The 18,704-nt window shown below is 75.1% G+C and carries 2 protein-coding genes; both read right to left on the bottom strand.

Going from position 1 to position 18,704, the window contains the following annotated elements:
* Positions 1–4: 4 nt before the first annotated feature.
* Positions 5–10,591: a non-ribosomal peptide synthetase gene (locus tag ACV7NM_RS05230; RefSeq protein WP_463409148.1), complete on the bottom strand. Its 10,587-nt coding sequence runs from the start codon at positions 10,589–10,591 to the stop codon at positions 5–7.
* A complete protein-coding gene (locus tag ACV7NM_RS05225; protein ID WP_463409147.1) occupies positions 10,588–18,459 on the bottom strand; it encodes an amino acid adenylation domain-containing protein in 7,872 nt (2,623 codons plus the stop codon). Before ACV7NM_RS05225 ends, ACV7NM_RS05230 begins: the two co-directional genes overlap by 4 nt.
* Between the last annotated feature and the right edge of the window lie 245 nt (positions 18,460–18,704).

Here is an 18,704-nt window from a genome sequence, read left to right as displayed (position 1 = left end):
GATGTCAGGCGGGCAGGGCCCCGCCGAGGGCCCGCGCGACCGCGCCGGCGTGCGGGGGGTCCATCACGGTGTGGTGGTTGCCCGGGACCACGGCGTGGCGCAGGGCTCCGCCGGTGCGCTGCCGCCAGGGCTCCGGGTCCACCAGCGGGGTGGCGAGTTCGCCGTGCACCTCGGCCACCGTCCAGAGGTGGACGTCGGTGTCCAGGACGGCTTCGGTGCGGTACGCCGCCGACGCGGCGCCGTTGGCCTCCGCGACCCGCAGCAGGCGTCGCAGTGCCTCCGGGGCCGAACCGCTGGGGAGGCCGCCGTCCTCGCGACCGCGCCGGACCAGCGCGTCGAGGAGGCCTTCCTCGTCGAGCCCGCGTGCCTCGCCGGCGTCGAGCCCGGCGGCGATCCCGTACCGGAGCAGGTCCGGATCGCCCGCCGTGGCGTCCTCCCGGGGCACGGGGCCGGGAGCGGCCGTGTCGACGAGGCCGAGGAAGGCCACGGTCTCCCCGGCGGCTTCGAGGCGGGCCGCCATCTCGAAGGCGACCGTACCGCCGAAGGACCAACCGGCCAGCAGGTAGGGGCCGTTCGGCACCTCCTCCCGTACGGCGGCGAGGTAGCGCTCGGCCATCTCCTCCACCCGCTCCAGCGGTGCGTCGGCGGTGTTGTAGCCGACCGACTCCAGACCCAGGACCCGCCGGTCGCCGGCGGGGGCGGCGGCCAGGCCGCGCACCAGGTCCCGATAGCAGACGACGTCACCGCCGCGCGGGTGCACCAGGATCAGCGGAGGCCGCGCCGGGTCCCCCTCGGCGAGCGGGACCAGCAGCCGGGCGGCCGCCGCGGCCGCCTCCGGGAGCGCCTCGCAGAGCAGCTCCACGGTGCGCCGGCGGAACAACAGGTTCAGCGGCAGCTCCACCCCGAACTCCCGCTGTACGGCGCCCATCAGCTCGAACGCCTTGAGGGAGTGGCCGCCCAGGTCGAAGAAGTCGTCGCGGACACCGATCGGCGCCACCCCGAGGACCTCCTCCCACAGCCGTGCCATGCGCAGTTCCGCCGCGTCGCGCGGCGCCACCCGCCTCGCCCGGCCCGCCAGGGCCGCGGTGGCCGTGGGGGCGGGCAGGGCCCGCCGGTCGAGCTTGCCGTTGGGGGTGAGCGGCAGCCGCTCCAGCGCGCTCAGCACCCGCGGGACCATGTACTCGGGCAGGTCCTCGCGCAGGAAGTCGCCCAGCGCCCGCAGGTCGCCCTCGGCGTCCCGCCAGGTCACGTAACCGGCGAGCACCGCGTCGACGCCTTCGCCGTGCACGGCCACGGCCGCCGCAAGCACCAGCGGGTGACGGGCCAGCGCCGCCTCGATCTCGCCGAGCTCGATGCGGTGGCCGCGCACCTTGACCTGGCCGTCGGCCCGGCCCCGGTACTCCAGGCCCCCGTCGGGGAGCCGGCGTACCAAGTCCCCCGTGCGGTACAGCCGGCCGCCCGACGTGTACGGGTCGGGGACGAAACGGTCGGCGGTCAGCCCGGGCCGGCCGTGGTAGCCGCGGGCCACCCCGTCACCCGCGATGAACAGCTCGCCGAACACGCCGACCGGAACCGGCCGCATCCGCTCGTCGAGCACGTACAGCCGGGTGTTGGCGAGCGCCGAGCCGATCGGCACCGCCCCCTCGCCCGCCGGCCCCGACAGCTCGTGGGCCGTGGACCAGACGGTCGTCTCGGTGGGCCCGTAGACGTTCCACACGGTGCCCAGGGCCGTGCGCATCCGCTCGGCGAGCGCCGGCGGCAAGGCTTCGCCGCCGCACAGCGCCCGCACTCCCGGGGCGCGCCAACCCGTCTCCATCAGCTGGTGCCAGGTGGCCGGGGTCGCCTGCACCACGGTGGCGGCGCAGGCGTGCAGTTCCCTGCCCAGCAGGACTCCGTCCCGTGCCGTCTCCCGGCCCACGACCCGCACGGCGGCGCCGGCGGTGAGCGGCACCAGCAGCTCCAAAACGGCGATGTCGAAGGACGCCGTGGTGACCGCGGCCACCGTCTCCCCCGGGGCGAGCGCCAGCCGGCGCGTCATGTCCCGGGCGAAGTTCGCCAGGGCGCGGTGGGGCACCATGACCCCCTTGGGGCGACCGGTCGAGCCGGAGGTGTAGATGGCGTAGGCGAGGTGCTCCGGGTGGAGGGCGACGGGCGCGGGAGCACCGGCGGGGCCGGCCGCGCCGTCGGTCGCGAGGAGCGCTTCCAGGTCGACCACCCGCACCCCGTCGGGCGTCCGGAGCCGGGCGGCGGTGTCGCCGGCGACCACCAGCACCCGCGCCCCGCTGTCGGACAGCATGTACTCGACCCGGTCGGCCGGGTATTCGGGGTCCACCGGCACGTACATCCCGCCCGAGCGCAGTACACCCAGGAGCGCGGCGGGCAGGAGCACCGAGCGCTCCACGCAGACCGCCACGGCGGTGTCCGGGCCGACCCCGTGCCGGGCCAGCTCCCCCGCCAGGCGCCCGGCGGCCTCCCACAGGCCGCCGTAGTCCAGGCTCCGCAGGCCGTCGTGGACCGCGACCGCGGCGGGAGTGCGCGCGGCCTGCTCCCCGACGAGTTCGTGCAGCGGCCGGTCCGCCCCCGTCTCGGCGGTGTCGTTCCACTCGTGCAGCACCCGCTGCTCCTCGGCCGCGCCGAGCAGGGCCAACGAGCCGACCGGTGCGTCCGGGGCGTCCGCCGCGCAGGCGAGCAGTTCCAGGAGGGCGTCCGTCATCCGGGCGACGGTCTGCCGGTCGTAGAGGTCGGTGGCGAACACCGCCTCCCCGTGCAGCTCCCCGTCCTCCTCGGAGAAGTACAGGGACAGGTCGAACTTCGAGGCGCCGCTCGCCAGGGCGAGCGGCTCCGCGGCCAGACCCGGCAGCGCCGGCGGGGCCGCGGCCTCCTCGTTCAGCACCAGCATCACCTGGAACAGGGGGTTGCGGCTGAGGTCGCGCTGCGGGTGGACCTCCTCCACCAGCCGCTCGAAGGGAACGTCCTGATGGGCGTAGGCCCCCAGGCAGGTCTCCCGGGCCCGGCCGATCAGCGTCGCGAAGTCCGGATCGCCGGACAGGTCCGTGCGCAGGACCAAGTTGTTCACGAAGAAGCCGACGAGCGGCTCCAGTTCGCTGCGGTCACGGCCCGCGATGGGCGAGCCCACCGCCACGTCCAGGGCGCCCGACCAGCGGGCGAGCAGCGCCTGGAAGCCGGCCAGCAGCACCATGAACAGGGTGGCGTCATGCCGGCGACCCAGGGCGCGCAGCCGCTCCAGCAGCGGAGCGGGCACGGTGAAGGGCAACTGGTCGCCGCGCCCGGAGGGGGTTGACGGTCGCGCCCGGTCGGTGGGCAGGTCCAGGGGGGCCGACCCGGCCAGGCGCCCGCGCCAGTAGTCGAGCTGCTCCGCCAGCAGGTCGCCGGTCAGCCGCTGCCGCTGCCAGGCCGCGAACGCGCCGTAGGAGACGGCAAGTTCCGGGAGCGGTTCGGCGTCGGCTTCGGTCCGCGCTCGGTAGGCGGCGAAGAACTCCTGCCAGAACACCGCGACCGACCAGCCGTCGAAGGCGATGTGGTGGGCGACGATCACCAGCAGGTGCTCCCGCTCGGCGACCCGGACGAGCCGGGCTCTGAGCAGCGGCGCGGCGGCCAGGTCGAAGGGCCGGGCGGCGTCGGCCGCGGCCAGTTCGAGCGCGCGCTCCTCGGCCGCCCGCGCCGGGTCCTGCCCGGTGGCCCGGGCGGGACCCGCCGTGGTCGGGTCGGTGAACCGAGCCGTGGTCAGGTCGGTGAACCGAGGGGAGAACACCTCCGGCGGCTCCACGACGAGACGGGCCTCCTCCACACCGCCCCCGCCGGCTTCGATCCGGGAGCGCAGCACCTCCTGGCGGGCGACGACGTCCCGCAGCGCCCCCAGGGCCGCGTCGGTGTCGAGCGTCCCGCTCAGTCGCATCGCCCCCGGCATGTTGTAGTCGGGCCGGCCGGGTTGCAGCCGGTCCAGGAGCCACAACCGCTGCTGTCCGAAGGAGAGCGGTCCGGGCCCGGCGGCCGGCGCCGGGATCGCGGGCTCCCCGCTGTTCCCGAGGCCCGCCAGAGCCCGCGCCAGATCTCCGGCGACGGGGTGGCGGAACAGCAGCTGTACGGGGATCTCCAGGCCCAGCAGGGTCCGCAGCCGCGAGATGGCCCGCGTGGCCCGCAGGGAGTGGCCGCCGCGTTCGAAGAAGTGGTCGTGCAGGCCCACCGGGCCGTCGCCGAGCACCTCCTGCCACACCTCGGCGACCGTCCGCTCCAGCGCGGTGCGCGGGGCGAGGTACGCCCGGGCCGGCCTGCCCGCGCCGGGCTCCGGCGCCGGCAGGGCCCGGCGGTCCACCTTGCCGTTGGGAGTCAGCGGGAGGGCGTCGAGAGCGACGAGCACCGAGGGCACCAGGGCGGCGGGGAGCACCTCGCGCACCGCGTCGAGCACGGCCCCCGGTTCACCGTCGGTCCCCGGCTCGAACACCACGTACGCCACGAGCGCCTGGTCGGCGCCCTCGCCGTGGGCGGCGGCGACGGCGCGGGCCACGTCCGGGTGGCGCAGCAGGGCCGCCTCCACCTCGCCCAGCTCGATCCGGTGCCCCCTGACCTTGACCTGGTTGTCACGGCGGCCGTGGAACTCCAGGACCCCGTCGGAGCGCAGTCGCGCCAGGTCCCCCGTCCGGTACATGCGCGCACCGGGCGGCCCGTAGGGGTCCGGCGGGTAGGCCTCGGCGGTGCGGCCCGGGTCACCCAGGTAGCCTCGCGCGACTCCCCGGCCTGCGATGAACAGTTCGCCGATCGCGCCGCGCGGGAGCGGTTCGAGCCGCTCGCCCAGGACGAGGACGCGGGCACCCGGCAGCGGGCGGCCGATGGGGATGCGGCCGCTGTCGATGTCGGCGTCCGTCACCACGTGGTAGGTGGTGGTGTTGGTGCATTCGGTCGGGCCGTACTGGTTGACCAGTCGCAGCCGTTCGGCCGGACCCAGCGCGCGGGCCGCCCGGGCCAGTCCGGCGGTGAGCGCCTCACCCGTGGTCATCACCAGCCGCAGGTCCGGGCAGGGTTCCGAAACGGCCTCGACCAGCGGCGCCAGCATCGAGGGCACGATCGACAGCAGCGCCGAGACCCGCTCGGCGCGCAGCAGCCCGGCGAGGGCGTCCGGGTCCGCGGCCTCGTCCTGCGAGGCCAGTACGACCCGCCCGCCGGTGGTGAGCGGGGCGAACAGGTCACGGACCGAGGGGTCGAAGGTGAGCGCGGTGCGGGCGAGCACCGTGTCCCCGGCGCCGATCCCGAACGTGGCGGTCAGCGCCGCGAGGTAGCCGGTGATCGCGGCGTGCGGGACGGCGACGCCCTTGGGCCTGCCGGTCGATCCCGAGGTGTACAGCAGATAGGCCAGGTGGTCCGGTCCGGCCAGGGCCGGCAGGTCCGCCGTGTCCGGGTCGTCCGCGTCGGCGGCGCCGTCCGTCGGCAGGACCTCGTCCAGTTCCAGTTCCAGTTCCAGTTCCAGTACGGGTACGGAGTCCGGCAGCCGGGGAGTCGCCTCCTCGGGCAGCCCGCCGGTCAGGAGCAGACGGGCCCCGCTGTCCGCGAGCACCGTACGGATGCGCTCGGCCGGGTGGCTCGGGTCGACGGGGACGTAGGCGCCGCCCGCCTTGAGCACGGCCAGCACGGCCACGACCATGCGGGTGTCGCGGCCGGTCATCACCGCGACCGTGGTCTCCGGGCCGATGCCGCGCTCCCGCAGCCGCCGGGCCAGCCGGTTGGCCGCCGCGTTGAGCCCGGCATAACTGGTGGAGCGTCCCGCGCAGCTCACCGCGGTCGCGGCGGGCCGCAGCCGGGCCTGCTCCTCCACCAGGGAGTGCAGGGTCGCCGCCGGGGCGGTGGTCTGCGGGGCGGTGGGGGAGTCCTCGCCGAGCAGGGCCGCCCGCTCGCCCACCGACAGCACCTCCAGCCGGGACAGGGGCGCGTCCGGCCGGTCGGCGGCCGAGCGGAGCAGGCGCAGGTAGTGGGCGCCGAACCGCTCGGCCGTGCCGCGGTCGAAGAGGTCGGTGGCGTAGCTCAGGGTGCCGGTCAGCCCGCCCGGGTGCTCCGTCATGGCCAGACTGAGGTCGAATTTGGCGGTCCCGTTGGCGGTCTCGACGGTCTCCACCCGCACCCCTTCCAGCGGCAGCGCGTCCGGCTGCTCGGGGTGGAGCTGGAAGAGCACGTCGAACAGCGGGTTGCGGCTGAGGTCGCGCTCCGGCCGGAGCTCCTCCACCAGTCGGTCGAAGGGGACGTCCTGGTGCTCGTACGCCTGGAGCGCGGTCTCCCTGACCCGGCCCAGCAGCGCGGTGAAGGCGGGATCGCCCGACAGGTCGGTGCGCAGGACCAGGGTGTTGACGAAGAAGCCGATCAGCGGCTCCAGTTCGGTGCGGTCGCGGCCCGCTATGGGTGAGCCCACCGCGACGTCGTACTGCCCGGTGTAGCGGGCCAGCAGCGATTGGAACCCGGCCAGCAGCACCATGAACAGGGTGGCTCCCTGCTCCCGGGCCACTGCGCCCAAGCGTGCGGCGAGCTCGGCCGGCACCTCGAAGGAAACGGTGTCGCCGGCGCCGGAGCGGGTGGCGGGACGCGGCCGGTCGGTGGGCAGTTCCAGCGGTGCGAGCCCCGCCAGCCGGGCGCGCCAGTGGGCGATCCCGCGGTCGGCGGCGCCGCTCGCGAGGCGCTGCTGCTGCCAGTGCGCGAAGTCCCCGTACTGGACGTGCAGGGCGGGCAGGGCGGGCCGTTGTCCGCGACTCAGCGCGGCGTAGGAGCGCGAGAGCTCCTGCCACAGCACCGGCATCGACCAACCGTCGCCGACGGTGTGGTGCAGGACCAGCACGAGGAGGTGCTCGTCGGAGGCCGTCCGTACCAGCCGGGCGCGCAGCAGCGGCGCCGTCGTCAGGTCGAAGGGGGCGGCCGCGTCCGCGTGCGCCAACCCCAGGGCCCGCGAGCGGGCCTGCTCCAAGGGCAGTTCGCCGAGGTCGGTGAGCAGCGGGGCGAACACCCCGGGCGGCTCGACGGCCTGTACGGGACCCAGGGGGCCCTCGGTGATCCGCGAGCGGAGCACTTCGTGCCGCTCGACGACGGTGCGCAGGGCGTCGAGCATGGCGGCGGTATCGAGGACGCCGTGCAGTCGGGTGACGACGGGGATGTTGTAGTCGGGGCGACCCGGCTGCAATTGATCGAGGAACCAGAGGCGTTGCTGGGCGAAGGACAGCGGCGCCGGTGCGCCGGCGGGGCGCGCCGCGATCACGTCGGCGGCGGTGTCCGCCGGGTCCGCCTGCGCGCTCTCGCCGCGCGTCCGATCCAGGGCCGCGGCGAACGCTTCGAGCACCGGGTTCTCGAACAGCAGCCGCAAGGGGACGGCCCTGCCGAGCCGACCGCCGAGCCGGGACACCACCCGGGTGGCGCGCAGTGAGTGGCCGCCCAGGTCGAAGAAGTCGTCCTGGCGCCCGATGCGGTCGCGGCCGAGCACCTCGCCCCAGACCTCGGCGACGAGCTCCTCGGTGGCGGAGGCGGGAGCGGTGAAACCGGCCCGCCGCACGTCCCCTTCGGGCGGAGCGGGCAGGGCCCGGCGGTCCAGCTTCCCGTTCGGGGTCACCGGCAATGCGTCCAGGACCACGATCGCGGCCGGGAGCATATAGGCGGGCAGTCGAGCGGCCAGCGCGCGGTGCAGATCGTCGGGCTGGGCGCAGGCGCCCGGCGCGGCCACCACGTACGCGACGAGCTGTTGCTCGCCGGAGGCATCCGCACGCACGACGACGGCAGCCTGGCCGACCTGGGCGCCGCGCAGCAGCTCGGCCTCGATCTCGCCGGGTTCGATGCGGAAACCGCGGATCTTCACCTGCTCGTCGGCGCGTCCCAGGTAGTCGACGGTGCCGTCGGGGCGGCGCCGGGCGAGGTCGCCGGTGCGGTACACGCGGGCGCCGGGCGGCCCGTACGGGTCGACGGCGAACTGGCGGGCGGTCAGCCCGGGTCGCCCCAGGTAGCCGCGGGCCAGGCCGGTGCCGCCGACGCACAGTTCACCGACCGCGCCCTCGGGCACCGGACGGCCCTTCTCGTCGAGCACGTACAGCCGGGTGTCGTCGAGCGGCGTGCCGATCGGGACGCGCCCGTCGACTCCGCCGCCCGCGCGGGCGTCCAGGGTGTGCCGGGTGGCGAAGGTGGTGGTCTCCGTGGGGCCGTACGCGTTGGTCAGCAGAGTGCCGGGGGCCGCCGTCAGGGCGCGGCGGAACACTTCGGGCGAGGCCGCCTCGCCGCCCGTCCACACCTCCCGGACCTCGGTGAGGAGTTCCACGCACTCCTCGACCACCAGGTTGAACAGGGCGGCGGTCAGCCACAGGGTGGTGATCCCGTGCTCCCGGACGAGGTCCGCGAGGGCGGCCGTGTCGATCCGGCCGGGCGGTGCCATGACGACGGTGCCCCCGGCCAGCAGCGGCACCCACAGCTCGTACGTCGAGGCGTCGAAGGACAGCGGAGAGTGGGCGAGCACCCGGCGGTGCGCCGGACCGAAGGCGGAATCCCGGGCGAGCGCGGCCACATTGGCGTGGGTGACGGCGATGCCCTTGGGCTCACCCGTCGAGCCGGAGGTGTACATGACGTAGGCCAGCTGGTCCGGGACACAGGGCGCAACCTGCGCGGCGGCCGGGTCCGGCGCCGCCGCCGTCACGTCGAGCACCCGTACCCCGGCCGGCGCGGTCGCGACGGCCTCGTGGCCGGCGGTGCCCGGGTCGGCGAGCAGCACCCGGGCGCCGGTCCGCTCCAGCATCCAGTGCAGCCGCTCGACGGGGAAGTCCGCGTTGAGGGGGACGTACGCGCCACCCGCCTTCAGGACGGCGAGCATGGCCACCGGCACCTGCGGGGAGCGCTCCAAGAGCAGCGCCACCGCCGATTCCCGGACCACTCCCGCCTGGACCAGCCGGGCGGCCAAAGCGTCGGAACGGGCGTCGAGTTCGGCGTAGGTGAGCCGCTGCGCCCCGCACACGACGGCCACGGCGCCCGGGGAGGTGCGCACCCGGTCGGCGAACAGCTCGGTCAGCGTCGCCGGGGTGAGGTCGGCGCGCACGGCGCCGTGCCCCGTGCCGACCAGCCGCTCGGCGGTGGCGGCGGAGGGCAGCAGCTCCCCGAGGGGGCGGCCGGGTTCGGCGACGGCCGCGGCGAGCAGCTCCAGGTAGTGGGCGAGGATCAGTTCGGCCGTGGCCCGGTCGAACAGGTCGGTGTCGAAGACGAAGGAGCCGGTGCAGTCGTCGGCGCCCTCCGCAACGAACACGCTGATGTCGAAGAGGGAACCGCCGAAGTCGGCCGTCACCGCCTCGGCGCAGACCCCCGGCAGGCGCAGCCCGGCCGTCTCGTCCTGGGCCGAGGCGAACATGACCTGCACCAGCGGGTTGCGGTCGCCGACCCGCTCGGGGCTCAGCCGCTCCACCACCCGGTCGAAGGGCACCTCCTGGTGGTCGTACGCGTCGAGGGTGACGCGGCGCACGCGGTCCAGCAGCCCGTCGAAGCCGATCTCGCCCGACAGGTCGGTGCGCAGCACCAGGGTGTTGACGAAGAAGCCGATCAGCGGCTCCAACTCGACCCGGTCGCGCCCCGCGACCGGGGTGCCCACCGCGATGTCGGTGCTGCCGCCGTACCGGGCCAAGGCGGCCTGGAAACCGGCGAGCAGCGTCATGAACAGGGTGACGCCGCGGGCTTCGGCGAGTCGGCGCAGCCGCCGCGTCAACGACGGATCGAGGGTGAACGGCAGGCTCTGCCCGTCGCCGCTCCGACGGGTGGGCCGCGGCCGGTCGGTGGGCAGCTCCAACGGTTCGAGACCGGCGAGCGAACGCTCCCAGAACCTCAACTGGGCGTCCATCAAGCCGTGTTCGAAGCGCTCGCGCTGGAAGCGGGCATACGCCTGGTAGTCGAGCGGCAGGGTCGGTGTCGGCAGCGGTCTTCCCTGGACCAGGGCGGTGTACCCGTCGGCCAGCTCCTGCCACAGCAGTCCCATGGACCAGCCGTCGGTGGCGATGTGGTGGACCACCAGCACCAGCAGGTGGTCCTCGGTGCCCAGCCGGATCAACAGGGCGCGCAGCAGCGGGCCCCGGGCCAGGTCGAAGGGCTTGCGGACCTCTTCCAGGGCCAGCCCGCGGGCCCGGAGCTCCAACTCCTTCAGCGGGCCCGCACCCAGATCGAGGACCGGCAGCGGTACGGAGTCCGGCGCCGGCAGGACCACGGGGTGCGGCAGCCCGTCGCGCTCCTCGAAGACGGTGCGCAGCGTGGCGTGGCGTTCCACCACGGTCGTCAGCGCCTGCCGCAGCGGCTCCGGGCGCAGCGTGCCACGCATCCGCACGACCTGGGGGATCGCGTACCCGGAGCGGCCGTCGGCCATCCGGTCCGCGAGCCACATCCGCTCCTGGGCGAACGAGGCGACCGGCTCACGGGCCGGTGCACCGCTCCCGGCCGGCGCGGCAGCGCCGTCGGCCGCGGTCCCCCGGCCGGCCGACGGGTCCGTCAGCGCGGCCCGGACCCGGCTCCGCAGCAGCTCGCGGGCTGCGGCGAGCCGGCTGTCGACTGCCGCCGGCACAGCCGCCGGCGAGCTCTCCTGGGTGGTCACGAGGTCTCTCCCTGGGATACGAGTGAAAGCGCTGCGTCGTCCGCCGTGGCGGCGATGTCGGCGAAGAGGGCCGTTTCGACCGCCGTGGCGAGGCCGGCGACCGTCCGGTGTTCGAAGAGGGTGTGCAGCGGCAGTTCCAGGCCGAGCGCCTGGCGCAGCCGGGCCGCGACCCGGGTGGCGCTCAGCGAATGCCCGCCGATCGCGAAGAAGTCGTCGTGGCGTCCGATGTCCGCGCGGTCCAGGACCGCCTGCCAGACCTGGGCGACGAACTCCTCGGTCTCCCCGACGGGCGGTTCGTGCGCGGTGGGAGCGGCCCCGGACGCGGGCGCCGGCAACGCCTTGCGGTCGAGCTTGCCGTTGGGGGTGACCGGCAGTCCGTCGACCACGACCAGCAGGGGCACCATGTACTCCGGCAGCGACCGCGCCAGTTCCGCGCGCATCCCCGCCGGGTCGAGCGCCGCCCCGGCGGCCGGGACCACGTACCCGGCGAGCCTGCGCTCGCCCGGCACGTCCTCGCGGACCACCACCGCGGCGCGGCCCACCCTGGGCAGCCGGGCGAGCGAGGTCTCGATCTCGCCGAGCTCGATCCGAAAACCGTGGATCTTCACCTGGTCGTCGGTCCGGCCCAGGTACTCCACCGCGCCGTCACCGCGCCGGCGGACGATGTCGCCCGTGCGGTACATCCGGGAGCCCGGTGGCCCGAACGGGTCAAGCGGGAAGCGCTCCGCGGTCAGCTCCGGCCGCCGCAGGTAGCCGCGGGCAAGCCCGGCCCCGGCAAGATACAGCTCGCCCGGCAGGCCCACCGGCACGGGGCGTCCCGCCGGGTCGAGGACGTAAAGCGCGGTGTTCCAGATCGGCCTGCCGATCGGCACCGGCCCCTCGTCCGCCCGCCGGCAGTCCCAGTGGGTGACGTCGACGGCCGCCTCCGTGGGCCCGTACAAGTTGTGCAGCGGCACGTCCAGCACATCGAGGAACCGGTTCTTCAGCTCCTCCGGCAGTGCCTCGCCACTGCACACCACCCGGCGCAAGGACCGGCACCGGCCGGCCGCCGGCTCCTGCGCGAAGACCGCCAGCATCGACGGCACGAAGTGCACGGTGGTGACCGACTCGCGCCGGATCAGCTCGGCCAGATAGGCCGGGTCCTTGTGCCCGCCGGGCTCGGCGACCACGAGCACGGCTCCCGTCAGCAGCGGCCAGAAGAACTCCCACACCGACACGTCGAAGCCGAAGGGGGTCTTCTGCAGCACCCGGTCGTCGGCGCCCAGTCCGTAGCGGTCCTGCATCCACAGCAGCCGGTTGACGATGGCCGCGTGTTCCACCACGACCGCCTTGGGCCGGCCGGTCGAACCGGAGGTGTAGATCACGTACGCGGGATGCGAGGGCAGTGGCGCCCGCACGGGGCACCCGCCGCTCCCGCCGTCGGCGTCGGGGCGCAACCGCACCGGCCCGGGGCCCGTCGGAAGCAGCGGCTCCACGTCCTCGGTGGTGATCAGCAGGACCGGCTGCGCGTCCGACAGCAGGTACGCCACCCGGTCCGCCGGGAGGGTCGGGTCGACCGGCAGGTACGCCGCGCCCGACTTCAGTACGGCCAGCAGCGCCACCACCATCTCCGTCGAGCGGTGCAGCGCGACCGCCACGATCCGCTCGGGACCCGCCCCGTGGGCCCGCAGCGCCCCGGCGAGCCGCTCGGCGCGCGCGTCCAGCTCCGCGTACGACAACCGCTCCTCGCGGAACACGGTCGCCGGTGCCTGTGGCGTGGCGGCGACTTGACGCCGGAACAGGTCCACCAGCGTCGTCGCGGGCACCGGGACCGCTGTGCTGTTCCACTCCTCGATCAGCCGGTGCTGATCGGCGGAGAGGAGGTCGATCTCCCCGACCGGGGTCCGCGGCTCGTCGGCCGCGGTGACGAGCAGCCGCTCCAGCGCGTCCGCCACGCTGCGCGCGGCCCGCGCGTCCAGTACGTCGGGGCGGTGGTCCAGGTGCAGCCGCAGCCGTTCGCCCGGCAGGACGATGAGGTTGACTGTGTAGTGGGTGGCGTCCGAGCCGTCGACCTCCGTCAGCCGCACCCCGCCGACCGGCTCCCGCATCGACTCCAGGTCCAGCGGGTAGTTCTCGACGACCACGGTGGTGTCGAACAGCGTGCCCAGCCCGGTGGCCCGCTGGATCTCCGCCAGCCCCAGGTGCTGGTGGTCCATCAGCCTGGCCTGCTCGTCCTGGAACCGGGTCAGCGCGGCGATCAGCGGCTCCGTCGGCCGCACCCTCATGCGGACGGGCAGGGTGTTGATCAGCAGGCCGACCAACTCCTCGATGCCGTCGAGGTCGGCCGTGCGGCCCGAGACGGTACCGCCGAAGACCACGTCGTCGCGGCCGGTCAGCCGGGACAGCAGGACCGCCCAGGCGCCCTGCACGACGCTGTTGAGGGTGATGCCCGCGGACCGGGCCCGCTCGGTGAGGCGCTCGGTCAGCCCGCGCGACAGCTCCAGCGAGATCCGCTCGGGCAGTGCGTCGAGCCGGTGCGGGTCGGCGGCCCCCAGCAGGGTGGGCTCCTCCAGGCCGGCCAGGGCCGAGCCCCAGGCGGCGGCGGCCGCGTCCCGGTCCTGACGGGCCAACCAGTCGAGGTAGTCCCGGTAGGGGACGCCCGCGACGGCGGCGGCCGGCTCCGACCCGGTGGCCGCCGCGTAACCGGCGAGCACCTCGCGCAGCAGGACGGCGGAGGACCAGCCGTCCCACAGGATGTGGTGGTTCGTCATCACCAGGCGGTGGCGGTCGCCGCCCAGCCGGACCAGGGTGAAGCGCACCAACGGCGGCCGCTCCAGGTCGAAGCGGCGCCCCCGGTCAGCGGCCAACAGTTCCGCCCACGCCCGCTCCCGGGCCTCCTCGTCCAGGCCGGAGAGGTCGGCGCTCTCCCAGGGGACGTCCACCACACCGAGGACCACCTGTACGGGCCGGTCCAGCCCGCGGTCGGTGAAGGCGGCGCGCAGCGCGCTGTGGCGGGTCAGGAGGCCGCGGCAGGCCGAGGCCAGGGCCCGCGGGTCCAGGGCGCCGTCCAAGGTCAGCACGAGCTGACCGGTGTAGGCGTCCACGCCCGACGCGTCGTAGGAGGCGTGGAAGAACAGGCCCTCCTGCAGCGGGGAGAGCGTGGTGACGTCCGTCATGGCGGGGTAGCGCTCCGCGAGCGCGTCCACCTCCGGCCGGGTCAGGCGCACCAGGGGGAAGTCGCGGGGCGCCGGACGCCCGGCCCCGCCGGACGGCGGTGTCCAGCGGGCCAGCAGCCGCAGGGACTCCTCCCACGCGCCGGCCAGGGCCTCGACCTCGGACCGTTCGACCAGCTCCCGCGGCCAGGTCAGGACGGCGCGGAAGGCGGGGCCCGCCGGGCCGTCCAGGGCGAGGGCGTCGATCTGCAGGCAGTGGTCGACGGGCATCCCCGGATCGCAGGCGGCGCGCAGCCCGCCCGCCTCGGCGGCCGGGCCCCAGGGCGCGTCGCCCGAGGCGTCGAACCGGCCGAGGTAGTTGAACAGGACCCGCGGCTGCGCGGCCGAGGCCAGCTCCCGCGCGGTCCCCGGGTTCAGCCGGGCCAGCAGGCCGTAGCCGGTGCCGTGGTCGGGCACGGCCGCCAGGGTGTCGTGGACCCGTCCGACCAGCTCGGCGAGCGCGTCCACGCCGCCCGAGTGCGCCTCGGCCGGGTCGAGGCCGCGCAGGTCGAGCCGGACCGGGTACTGCGTGGTGAACCAGCCCACGGTACGGGACAGGTCGTGCCGGCCCGTACGGTCGTCCCGACCGTGGCCCTCCAGGTCGAGCAGCAGGGTTCCGGGCTCGTTGCCGCCGGTGAGAAGGGGGTTCCGCGCCGCCAGGGCCAGGGCCGCGAGCAGGATCTCCGCGGGTCCGGTGCGCAAGGCCGCGGGCACCGCCGAGAGCAGCGGGGCGGCCACTTCCGCGGGGAGGTCCAGCGTGAGCGTGTGGGTGGAGCCGACGGTGTCGCGTACCGGGTCGGGTACCCGGTCCCACAGTGCGGGCGCCGCCGCGGGGGCGGCGGTCCCGGACTCGTCGGCCTCCGTCGTGGGGGCCAGCGTCGCCTGCCAGAAGGGGAGTTGGGCCAGCACCTCGGGGGTGTGGGCCTGACGTCGCAGGTGCGCCGTCCAGTCGCGGAAGGAGGCGCCGGCCGGTGCGAGCCGTACCGGCCGGTCCTCGGACACCGCCGACCAGGCCTCGGCGAGGTCGTCCATCAGGATTCGCCAGGACACTCCGTCCACCGCGAGGTGGTGCACGCACAGCAGCAGCCGCCCGGGCGTGCCGGCGCCGCCGAAGCGGACCGCCCGCAGCACCACCCCCGCGGCGGGGTCCAGTTCACCTGCCGCGTCGTCGGCCGCCCGCTCCGTCAGTGCGGCGCGAGCCGCGTCGTCCAGCCCGATGGTGTCGACGCCGCGGTAGAGCCCGGCCGCGTCCACCGTCCCGGGGGCGCCGACCGAGCAGATCGTGCCCTCGGGGCCCTCGGTCGTGCGCAGTCGCAGGGCGGTGTGGTGGTCGATGATCGCTTGCAGGACCCGGACCAGTCGGGCGTCGTCGGCGCCCTCGGGCAGGGCGAGTACGACCGACTGGCTGAAGCGGCCGTAGGGGCCGGGGCCGTCCAGCAGCCACCGCATGACGGGGGTCGCGGGCAGTTCGCCGTACTCCTCTTCGCCGGCGGCCCCGGCGGCGCCGGGGCCGCCGTCCCGGCTCGCGTTCGCGGGGTCGCCGACGGCGGCGGCGAGCGCGGCCGCGGTCTTGTGCTCGAAGACCTCGCGCAGGGTGAAGGAGTACCCGCGCGCCCGGGCCCGGCTGACCAGGCCGAGGGCGGCGATGCTGTCGCCGCCGAGCTCGAAGAAGTTGTCGTCGGGGCCGGCCGGGCAGCCGAGGACCTCGCCGATCAGCGTGCTCAGCGTCCGCTCGGCCGCGCTGTACGGGCGCTGCGGGTTGGTGGTCGCGGGCGGTGCGTCCGCGGTCGCCGGGACGACCAGTGCCTTGCGGTCCACCTTGCCGCCGGCGGTCAGCGGCAGCCGGTCCAGCACCACGAAGGTGTGCGGGACCATGTAGCGGGGAACCGCCTGCGCCAAGTGGGCGGCCAGCTCCGCGGGTTCGACCACGATCGCTGCGGAGGCCGGCGCCACGAAGGCGACCAGCCGTCGCCCGCCGCCCGCCGCCTCGTGGACGGTGACCGAGGCCTGGCCCACCGCGGGGTGGCGGACCAGCACGCTCTCGATCTCGCCCAGCTCGATGCGGTGACCGTTGACCTTGACCTGCTGGTCCATGCGGCCGAGGAACTCCAACTGTCCCTGGGCGGACCAGCGTACGAGGTCACCGGTGCGGTACATCCGGGCCCCGGGCACCTGGGCGAAGGGGTCCGGCACGAACCGGTCGGCGGTCATCGCGGGGCGGCCCGCGTAGCCGTGGGCCAATCCGGCGCCCGCCACGCACAACTCGCCGGCCGCGCCGGGCGGCAGCGGACGCAGCCGCGGATCCAGCACGTACGCCCGGTGGTTGACCATGGGCCGGCCGATCGGCGGCACCTGCCCGTTCGAGGGGGACACGCACCGGTGCATGGTGACGGACACCGCGGCCTCGGTCGGGCCGTAGGCGTTCCACACCTCGCGCCCGTCGCGCGCCCACCGGTCGACGGCGTCCCCAGAGGGCGCCTCCCCGCCGGTGGACAGGAAGCGCAGGGCGGGCACGGCGGCCGGGTCGAGCAGCGGCAGCAGGGCCGGCGGCAGGTCCGCGACGGTGACCCGCTCCCCGGCCAGCAGCGCTTGGAGGCGGTCGACGTCCGTGCGCTCCTCTTCGGTGGCGAGCACCAGGGCGGAGCCGCTCAGCAGCGCGCCGAAGACGTCGAGGACCGAGACGTCGAAGGACAGCGACGCGAAGCCGAGGAACCGCTCGCCGGAGCCCGCGGCCGTCACCGGGGCGACGCCGCACAAGGCCAGGTGACCGAGGACGAAGTCGGCCGCCGCGGCGTGTGGCACGAGAACACCCTTGGGCTCACCCGTACTGCCCGAGGTGTACAGGAGGTACGCGGCGCTGTCGGCGCGGACGGCAGGGTCGCAGGAGGCCGCGGCGCCCGGGCGGCGGGCCGCGGCGAGCGCTCCGGCGGGCCGCTCGCCCGTCGCCACCACGTTCTCCAAGTCGGCCGGCAGGCAGCCGCCGGCCTCCGGGCCCGCGACGGCCGTACGGATGCCCGCGTCCCGGACGATGTACGCGATCCGGCCCCGCGGCAGGGCGGGGTCGAGCGGCACGTAGCAGCCGCCCGCCTTCAGGATGCCGAGGAGCGCCGCGACCATGGCGGGGGAGCGGCCCACGCTGACACCGATGGGCATTCCCGGGGTCGTCGACGGGCGCAGCCGGTCCGCGATCTCCTCCGCCCACGCGTCCAGTTCGGCATAGCTGAGCCGCTCGCCGGAACAGACGACGGCGACGGCGTCCGGGGTGCGCACCGCCTGCTCCTCGAACAGTTCGTGCAGGAGGCGCTCCTGTGCGGTCGCGGTGCTGCCGCCGTCACCGAGGACGGCCAGCCGCTCCTCGTCGGCGGCGGTCAGCAGGCCGAGCGAGTCGACGGAGGCCGACGGATCGGCGGCGGCCAGCGCCACCAAGAACCGGACGAACCGCTCCCGGTGGGCCGCGAGTGCGTCCGTCCCGCCCTCCGCCGCGTCCCCCTCGACCTGCACGGTGAGCGGGCTGTCCCCGCCACGGTCGTAGACGTTGACCGAGACGTGGTCCACCGGGCCGACCGCCAGGTTGTGGGCGGTGGCGCCCGCGTCACCGAAGGAGAGCCCGTAGTCGAACGACATCAGGTTGACCACGGCGTCCCAGGGCCGGGCCCCCGACCCGTCCGTGCCGCTGTACAGCTCCTCCACGCGGTAGCGCTGGTGCCGCAGCGCTTCCTTGATGCCCGCCGAGGTGCTGCGGACCAGCTCCTCCACGGACATCGTCCCGGTGACCCGCAGGCGCAGCGGAAGCACCTTGGAGAACATCCCCGGCGTACGGCGCGCGGCGGGTGTGGTGCGCCCGGTGACGGGCAGCCCCAGGACGACGTCCTCGGTGGCGCCGACGCGGTGCAGGCAGCCGGCGGCGGCCGCCATGACCAACGCGGACCAGCGGGTGCCGAGCCGCGGGGCGGCATCCCGCAGGGCGCAGGCGTCCACGGCGTCGAGATCGCGGCTGACCCGCACGGCCGTCCCGGTCGGGCGGGCCGGGGTGTGGCCCGTGAAACTCACCGGTTCGGGGGCGTCGGCGAGCTTCGCCCGCCAGAATTCCCGGTCCCGCCCGTGCTCCTCGGACCCCAGGTAGGCCTGCTCCTCCGCGACGATCGCCTCCCAGGGCGCCGCGTCCGAGACGGGCACCGGTGCGCCCGTCGCGAGGGCGGTGTAGACCTCGGCCGTCCGGCGGGCGAGGAGGGAACCGCTCACCCCGTCGGCCACGATGTGGTGGTACGCCTGGAGCCAGCGGTGGGTCCGGGGCCCTGTCCGTACGAGGAGTTGGCGCGTCACGTCCCCCGTCGCGAGGTCGACCGGCCGGGCCAGCTCGGCGCGCATCAGCGCCTCGGCCTCGGCGGCCGGGTCGGGGCGGTCGCCGACATCGGGGGTCGCGAGCCGCAACGGCGGCCGGTCGGCGGGCGTCTGCCCTACCACGCCGTCCACTTCGGCGAACCGCATGCCGAGCGCCTCGGTCTCCGTCAGCGTGCGGCTCAGAGCCTGCTCGAAGAGCTCGACGTCCAGCGCCCCGTCGATCTCCAGGTACTCGCCGATGGTGTAGTCGCTGCGGGCGGGATCGAGCTGTTGCGCGAACCAGACGCCGGTCTGCGGCGAGGTCAGGGGCAGGAACCCGTGGTCGTGAGTGGCCATGCGGTGGTCAGTCTCCTCAGTCGGATCGGTCGATCAACGACGACGTGACGCCACTGTCCGTGACCGGTGCACAGACCTGAAAGTCCCACGAATACGCCCCTTGACAGGCCTGCGGGCCCCGCTGACCGATCGCGGTCCCGCGAGTCCGTGACCGGACACGCGCCCGTGCGCGTGCGGCCCGGCCCGTGCGTCGTCGGACCGGGTCCACGTGCGGAGACCGGGTGACCGGGTCTACGTGCGGAGCA

The organism is Streptomyces sp. Tek67B01, from assembly GCF_055231995.1.
Note: the sequence above shows the minus strand (reverse complement) of the source record. Positions and strands in the feature narration are given on the sequence as shown.

Coding starts and splice junctions, on each gene's coding strand:
- ACV7NM_RS05225 (WP_463409147.1), bottom strand. CDS start 18,459: ATGGCCACTCACGACCACGGGTTCCTGCCCCTGACCTCGCCGCAGACC.